This window comes from Streptomyces sp. NRRL WC-3549 (genome assembly GCF_000721935.1).
GTDB lineage: Bacteria > Actinomycetota > Actinomycetes > Streptomycetales > Streptomycetaceae > Streptomyces.
Window position 1 is genome coordinate 87,763 of record NZ_KL585437.1, and the last position, 3,660, is coordinate 91,422.

Below are 3,660 nucleotides of genomic sequence, written 5' to 3' on the forward strand. Positions count from 1 at the left end.
TCGCAGGGCGGCGCCCCGGGGCGGCCGGGGCTGCTTGCCCGGTGCCCGGGTGCCGCCGCGGGCGGCGGGGGGACGGCGGGGGCCCGTGACGGGGCGGCTCCGCAGGGCGATCCCCGCGGGCGCCGACGGCGCGAGCGGCGGGCGGGGGATGAGCGCCCGGCTGATCGCCGCGGTCACCCGTGAGCGGCCCGTTCCACGCGCGGACGGGCTCTCGTCGGCCGGCATTGTCGCTGTCCCCTCCACTGCTCGTACCCGGGGCTGTTGCCTGGGTCAGGGGGCCGACGGCAGCGCCGTTCGCGCCCCGTCCCGGGACGGTACGGTGCGAAGGCCGGGCCCGTCAGCCGCTCTCGTCGGCGAGTTCGCTGACCGCGTCCGCGAACGCCTCGCCGCGCTTGTTGTAGTTGACGAACATGTCCATCGAGGCACAGGCCGGGGCCAGCAGTACGGTGTCGCCGGGCCGGGCGAGCCGCGCGGCCTCCCGGACCGCTTCGGACATCGCCCCAGTGTCGGTCCGCTCCAGGTCGACGACCGGTACCTCGGGGGCGTGTCGCGCCAGTGCTTCGCGGATGAGCGCCCGGTCGGCGCCCATCAGCACGGCGCCCCGCAGCCTCTTCGCCGCTCCGGTCACGAGCGCGTCGAAGGTGGCGCCCTTGGCGAGGCCCCCGGCGATCCAGACGATCGGGTCGTAGGCGGCGAGGGACGCCTCTGCCGCGTGGGTGTTGGTGGCCTTGGAGTCGTCGACGTACGACACCCCGGCGACGTCCGCGACGTGTTCGATGCGGTGGGCGTCGGGGCGGAAGGCCCGCAGCCCGTCGCGTACCGCCGCGGGCTCGACGCCGAAGGCACGGGCGAGCGCGGCGGCGGCCAGGGCGTTGGCGATGTTGTGCGGGGCCGGGGGGTTGACGTCCTCGACCTGGGCGAGCTCCTGGGCCTGCTCCCGCCGGTTCTCGACGAAGGCCCGGTCGACGAGGATGCCGTCGACCACACCGAGCTGCGAGGGCCCGGGGGTGCCGAGCGTGAAGCCGATCGCCCGGCAGCCCTCCTCGACGTCGGCCGCGCGCACCAGGTCCTCGGTGGCCGGGTCCTGCGCGTTGTAGACGCAGGCGACGCGGTTGCCCTCGTAGGCGCGGCCCTTGTCGGCGGCGTAGGCGTCCATGGAGCCGTGCCAGTCGAGGTGGTCCGGGGCGAGGTTGAGGACGGCCGCGGAGTCGGCGCGCAGCGAGGGCGCCCAGTGCAGCTGGTAGCTGGAGAGTTCGACGGCGAGTACGTCGTACGCCTCGTCGCCGAGGACCGCGTCCAGCAGGGAGACCCCGATGTTGCCGACCGCGGCCGTGCGCAGGCCCGCCGCTTCGAGGATCGAGGCGAGCATGCGCACGGTCGTGGTCTTGCCGTTGGTACCGGTGACCGCGAGCCAGGGTGCGGCGTCGGGGCCCCGCAGCCGCCAGGCGAGTTCGACGTCGCCCCAGACGGGGACGCCCGCCTCGGCGGCTGCCTGGAAGAGCGGTTTGCCGGGCTTCCAGCCGGGGGCCGTGACGACGAGCTCGGTGGACTCGGGCAGGGTGTCGCCGTCGCCGAGCCGCACGGTGATCCCGAGCGCCTCCAGTCCGGCGGCCTGGGCGCGGGAGCGCTCGTCGTCGCCGTCGTTGACGACGGTGACCAGCGCCCCGCGCTCGTGCAGGGCACGGGCCGCGGGAATTCCGCTGACGCCGAGCCCGGCGACCGTGACGTGCTTGCCCTGCCAGTCCGCGTTGCTCACTTCTTGGCTGCCCATCCTGCGTAGAAGAGGCCGAGTCCGACGATCACGCACATGCCCTGGATGATCCAGAAGCGGACCACGACAAGGACCTCGGACCACCCCTTGAGTTCGAAGTGGTGCTGGAGCGGTGCCATCCGGAAGACCCGCTTGCCGGTCATCTTGAAGGAACCGACCTGGATGACCACGGACATGGTGATCATCACGAAGAGGCCGCCGAGGATGGCCATCAGGAACTCGGTGCGGGAGCAGATCGCGAGACCGGCGAGCGCGCCGCCGAGGGCCAGCGAACCGGTGTCGCCCATGAAGATCTTCGCGGGCGAGGTGTTCCACCACAGGAAGCCGAAGCAGGCGCCCATGAGGGCGGAGGCGACGACCGCCAGGTCGAGCGGATCGCGTACCTCGAAGCAGGCGCTGGGGTTGGTCAGGGTCTGCGCGTTGGCGCAGGACTCCTGGAACTGCCAGAGCCCGATGAAGGTGTAGGCGCCGAAGACCATCACCGAGGCGCCGGTGGCCAGTCCGTCCAGGCCGTCGGTGAGGTTCACGCCGTTGGACATGGCGAGGATCATGAACAGCGCCCAGACGCAGAACAGCACCGGGCCGATCGACCAGCCGAAGTCCTCGACGAACGAGAGCCGGGTGGAGGCCGGGGTGTTGCCGTGGATGTCCGCGAACTGGAGCGAGAGCACCGCGAAGGCGATGCCGACGATCAGCTGGCCGGCCATCTTCGCCTTGGCGCGCAGACCGAGCGAGCGCTGCTTGACGATCTTGATGTAGTCGTCGAGGAAGCCGACGAGCCCCATCCCCGCCATCAGGAACAGGACGAGGACGCCGGAGAAGCGCATGTCCTCGCCGGTGATCACCTTCGCCAGGACGTACGCGATGATCGTCGCCAGGATGAAGGCGATGCCGCCCATGGTGGGCGTGCCCTTCTTGCTGCCGTGCGTGCGCGGGCCGTCGTCCCGGATGAACTGCCCGTAGCCCTTGCGCGCCAGGAGTTTGATCAGCAGCGGAGTGCCGACCAGGGTCAGGAAGAGCCCTATGGCTCCCGCGAAGAGGATCTGCCTCATCGGACGGCGACCTCGCCCTCGGTCGCGTTCTCCAGCAGTGCCAGGGCGACCTTCTCCAGGCCGACCGACCGGGACGCCTTCACCAGCACGACGTCTCCCGGGCGCAGTTCACTGCGCAACAGGTCGACGGCCGCCTGTGCGTCGGACACGTGCACCGACTCCTCACCCCACGAACCCTCGTTATATGCGCCCAGTTGCAGCCAGGAGGCTTCTCTTCCCCCGACAGCGACGAGCTTGCTGACGTTGAGCCGGACGGCGAGCCGCCCGACCGCGTCGTGCTCGGCGAGCGACGCGTCCCCCAGCTCGGCCATCTGACCGAGCACCGCCCACGTGCGCCCCCCTTCCGCCCGTGCGGCTTTGCCCATGGCGGCCAGCGCACGCAGTGCGGCTTTCATGGATTCGGGGTTCGCGTTGTAGGCGTCGTTGACGACCGTCACACCGTCCGGACGCTCGGTGACCTCCATGCGCCAGCGGGAGAGGGTGCCCGCCACGGAGAGCGCCTCGGCGATCTCAGTCACGGACATGCCCAACTCATGGGCGACGGCGGCCGCGGCGAGCGCGTTCGACACGTGGTGCTCACCGTACAGGCGCAAGGTCACGTCGCTGCACCCGGTGGGTGTGTGAAGCACGAACGCGGGGCGTCCCTCGTCCGTGAGCCGGACGTTCTCTCCCCGTACGTCCGCATCCGGGGCCTCTCCGAAGAGGACGACCCGTGCGTGCGTGCGTGCGGCCATGGCCCGTACGAGCGGGTCGTCGGCGTTGAGCACGGCCACGCCGTCCTCGGGGAGCGCCTCCACGAGCTCGCCCTTGGCTTGGGCCTGTCTCTTATACACATCT

The 3,660-nt window shown here is 71.2% G+C and carries 3 protein-coding genes and 1 pseudogene; all 4 read right to left on the bottom strand.

Annotated elements, in window-relative coordinates; genetic code table 11:
- A pseudogene (locus IH13_RS45275) lies at window positions 1–225 on the bottom strand (putative lipid II flippase FtsW); the annotation flags it as partial.
- A gap of 112 nt (window positions 226–337) precedes the next feature.
- Entirely contained in the window at window positions 338–1,756 is a 1,419-nt protein-coding gene (gene murD, locus IH13_RS0132205) for a UDP-N-acetylmuramoyl-L-alanine--D-glutamate ligase (protein WP_031089996.1), read from the bottom strand.
- Complete coding sequence (mraY, locus tag IH13_RS0132210) at window positions 1,753–2,823, bottom strand: phospho-N-acetylmuramoyl-pentapeptide-transferase (protein ID WP_014045419.1); 1,071 nt, start codon at window positions 2,821–2,823, stop codon at window positions 1,753–1,755. The genes murD and mraY overlap by 4 nt, the downstream gene beginning before the upstream one ends.
- Window positions 2,820–3,660: UDP-N-acetylmuramoyl-tripeptide--D-alanyl-D-alanine ligase (locus IH13_RS0132215; protein WP_267883895.1), on the bottom strand; the 841-nt coding region annotated here is incomplete at its 5' end. The genes mraY and IH13_RS0132215, both read right to left, overlap by 4 nt.

Coding starts and splice junctions, on each gene's coding strand:
- mraY (WP_014045419.1), bottom strand. CDS start 2,823: ATGAGGCAGATCCTCTTCGCGGGAGCCATAGGGCTCTTCCTGACCCTG.